Origin of the sequence: Stenotrophomonas sp. 3diitr2024, from assembly GCF_042136455.1 — a bacterium.
GTDB classification, from domain to species: domain Bacteria; phylum Pseudomonadota; class Gammaproteobacteria; order Xanthomonadales; family Xanthomonadaceae; genus Stenotrophomonas; species Stenotrophomonas sepilia.
Window position 1 is genome coordinate 1 of the sequence record NZ_JBHHMJ010000592.1, and the last position, 3691, is coordinate 3691.

The 3691-nt window shown below is 64.8% G+C and carries 2 protein-coding genes; both read right to left on the minus strand.

What is annotated here, in order from left to right:
- Positions 1-20 precede the first annotated feature (20 nt).
- Positions 21-2507 (minus strand): DNA ligase D, encoded by a 2487-nt coding sequence (gene ligD / locus ABGA94_RS15340; RefSeq protein WP_375367702.1) that lies wholly within the window; start codon positions 2505-2507, stop codon positions 21-23.
- Between the two features lie 3 nt (positions 2508-2510).
- Complete coding sequence (locus ABGA94_RS15345) at positions 2511-3431, minus strand: Ku protein (protein WP_111178698.1); 921 nt, start codon at positions 3429-3431, stop codon at positions 2511-2513.
- Positions 3432-3691: the final 260 nt, after the last annotated feature.

The following is a 3691-nucleotide window of genomic DNA, read 5'->3' on the forward strand; positions in this document are numbered from 1 at the left end:
TTGCCGGCCAGCGGCCGGCACTACCGCTTCAGCGACGGCAGCGTCTGCTTCAACTGCGCGATGCCCTGCCATGGGTCACTCTTCAGGCGTTGCGCCCTCGCCAGCGCTTTGCCCATGGGAAATGCGTCGGCGGCATTGATACGAGCCAGTTCATCCCAGCGCAGCGGTACTGCCACGCCGGCGGAATCGCGCGCACGCAACGACCACGAGCACACACTGGTGGCACCCCGCGTATTGCGCAGCCAGTCGATGAAAATGACGCCACCACGCTTGGCCTTGCTCATTGTTGCCACGTAGCGGTCCGGCGCCCGCTCCGCCATCGCCCGGGCGAACGCCTCACAGAACGCCTTGGCCTGTTCCCAGTCGGCCTTGGGCCGCAGCGGCACCACCACGTGCACGCCCTTGCCACCGGACAGCCGCACGAAACTCTTCAGACCGACTTCCTGCAGGCGGTCACGGACATCACGCGCAGCAGCTTTCACCTCTGCCCAACCCACCCCTTCACCGGGATCGAGATCGAACACCAAGCGATCCGGGTGCTCGGGATCGGCCACGGTCGCGCCCCACGGATGCAGCTCCAGGGTGTTCATCTGCACCAGTTGCAGCAGGCCCCGCACATCGTCGATGTAGACGTAGTCCTCGCGGCCGCTCTTCTGCTGAAGGGGCACCGCGTGCACGGCATCGCCCAGGCCGGGGCCATGGTGCTTCTGGAAGAAGCAGGCCTTGCCCACGCCATCCGGGCAGCGCAGCAGTGACAAGGGCCGCCCGACAATTTCGGGCAGGATCCAGCGCGCCACGCGCTGGTAGTAGTCCGCCACGTCGCCCTTGCTGAGCTTCTGCCTTGGGAACACCACCCGCTCTGGATGGGTGATCTGGACCTCGCCCCCGGCTTCAGCACTCGAGACGGCCACTCCCAGGTCCTCCTTCTGCTTGTCGCTGCGCAGCCGCTTGAAACTGGCCTGGCGCAGCAGGCCTTCCTTGCCCCAGCCACGGAATGCCACCTCCGCCACCGTCACCGGCTTCACCCAGCACACGCTGGCGGCGCGGAACGGCACGTGCGCCGGCAGCTGCAGCACAGGCGCCTTCACCGCCAACGGCTGCAGCGCCTTGTGCAGCGCGCGCAGGCTTTCGTCGTCGAAGCCGGTGCCAACGCGGCCCACATAGCGCAAGCCGCCCTTGTCCGGCGTCGCCAGCAGCAGCGAGCCGAACCCCACCCGGGAGCCCTTCGGTGCCGTGTAGCCGACAATCGCGAACTCGTCGGTGTCTTCGTGCTTCACCTTCACCCAGCTGCGTGCACGGGTGTTCACGTAGGGCGCATCCACCTGCTTGCTGACGATGCCTTCGAATCCCGCCTTGCCGCTGGCATCGAATACCTGCGGGCCATGGTCGATCACGTGCTCGCTGAAGGCCAGGGTTCCGGGCGTGGGACCGATGAGATCCTTCAGCAGCGCCTTGCGCTCCAGCAGCGGTGAACGACTGATGTCCACGCCGGCCACACCCGGCAGATCGAAAACGATGTAGCGCAACGGTTGCTTCGAACTCCCGTCGATCACGCGCTGCAGCGCGGCGAAGTCGCTGCGTCCATCCCGGTCCAGCACCACCAGCTCACCGTCCAGGCGCGCATCCCGCACCGGCAGTGCCTGCACGGCCTGTACCACCTCGGGGAAATCACCGGTCCAATCCAGGCCGTTGCGGGAGCGCAGCGTCACCTTGCCTTCGTGCAGATCGGCCAGCAGGCGATAGCCATCCCACTTGATCTCATGCAACCAGCGCTCGCCGTCCGGTGCACTGTCGCGATGATCGGTCAACTGTGGCTTGAAAGCAAGCGGGTAGGGCGTGTCACGCGCGCCGTCCAGGTTCAGCGCTCGCGCATGCCAACGCGCATCGGCCTTGCGGGTCGCCGATCGTGCAGCCGGTGCGGCGCGCGTTGACTTGCCCACCGTGCGCTTGCTCACTGCGGATGTGCGTTTCGGCATGGGGGATTGGAGCAGATCATCTGCTTCGGCATCACGCGCTTCCTCGTCGTCGCGTTTGATCAACAACCACTGTACCTGGCGTCCCTTCATCGCTGTACGCACCAGCTTCCAGCCGCCAGCCAGGCGTTGCCCATGCAGCACGAAGTCGATCTTTCCCGCTGCCAGTGCCTGCAGTGGATCGCCTTCGCAGGCCCATGTGCCGTGATCGAAGACCTCCACGTGGCCAGCGCCGTAGTGGCCTTCGGGAATATCTCCTTCGAAACCGGCGTAGGACAGCGGATGGTCTTCCACTTCCACGGCCAGCCGCTTGTCACCAGCGCGAAGCGAAGGACCCTTCGGCACCGCCCAGCTTTTCAGCACACCGTCCATCTCAAGGCGGAAGTCATAGTGCCGCGAAGTGGCATGGTGCAGCTGTATGACAAAGATCGGCCGCCGCTTCGGGTTGCCGTGTGCGGGTGTGTCGTCAGGTTCCGGTGTCTGCCCGAGGCCACCGCCAAGCCGGCGCTTTCGCCGGTACTGGTGCAACGACATGGCTCAACCTGCCTTGCGCCGTGCAGCGGTTTTCTTTGCGGCCTTCTTCGTTGCCTTCTTTGCGGCTTTCTTTACCGTCGGCTTGGTGGCTGCTTTCCGCGTTGCCGTCTTCTTCGCAGGCGTACGCTTGTTCGCATCCAGGCTCTTCTGCAGCAGTGCCATGAAATCGACCACGTTGGTGCTGGCGTCCTCACGCGGTGCAGGTTCATCCTCCACCCGTGTGGTACCGCCCTTGGACTTGATGCGCTTGTTCAGCACCTGCTGCAGGCGCTCGCGGAATTCGTCGTGGTACTGCGACGGATCCCAATCACCGGACATCGACTCGATCAACTGCTCGGCCATCGCCGTTTCCCTGCTGCTGATGCGGTAATCGGCGAGCTTTCCGGTGGGCAGTTTGTAATCTTCGGGATCCACCAGTTCCTGCGGATAGCGCAGGATCATCAGTACCAGCGCGTCCGCATGCGGCATCACCGCGCACAGGTATTCGCGGGTACGCACCACCACCCGGGCGATGCCCACCTTGCCGGTACTGCGCAATGTCTCGCGCAGCAGTACGTAGCCCTTTTCGGCCTTCTTGCCGGGCACCAGCAGGTAGGGTTTCTCGTAGTAGCGCGGGTCGATCTGCGCGGCATCCACGAACGATTCCACCTCCACCGCTTCGTGGCTTTCCGGTGCCGCAGACCGGATATCGCCTTCCTCCAGCACGACATAGCTGCCCTTGTCGTACTCATAGGCTTTGACGATGTCCTTCCATGGCACTTCCTCGCCGGTATCGGCGTTGACCCGCTCGAAGCGGATCGGCTTGCGGTCGCGGGAGTCGAGCATGCGGAACTGCAGATCGACCTTGCGTTCGCCTGACATCAGCGACACCGGGACGTTGAGCAGGCCAAACGACAGCGTGCCGGTCCAGATCGGGCGGGCCATGGGCGTACCTTTGGCGGGGCAGGGCATCCAGCTTCGGATGGGCGGTGTAAACCACCCGTGTCGATACCGTGCACGTGGGTTCTACGGAGAACGGCAGTGCCGGCTGCGGGCCGGCAGAGCTCGCGGCCTGAAGTTTCCTGGGGTTGCCGGCCAGCGGCCGGCACTACCCGGCAGGTGCCAACCTGCATTTGGTGGGTGCGGACCGTTGGTCCGCACGATCCCTCAGCGCAGCGCGCCCAACCATGCCACGCACGCCTCGC

Coding starts and splice junctions, on each gene's coding strand:
- ligD (WP_375367702.1), bottom strand. CDS start 2,507: ATGTCGTTGCACCAGTACCGGCGAAAGCGCCGGCTTGGCGGTGGCCTC.
- ABGA94_RS15345 (WP_111178698.1), bottom strand. CDS start 3,431: ATGGCCCGCCCGATCTGGACCGGCACGCTGTCGTTTGGCCTGCTCAAC.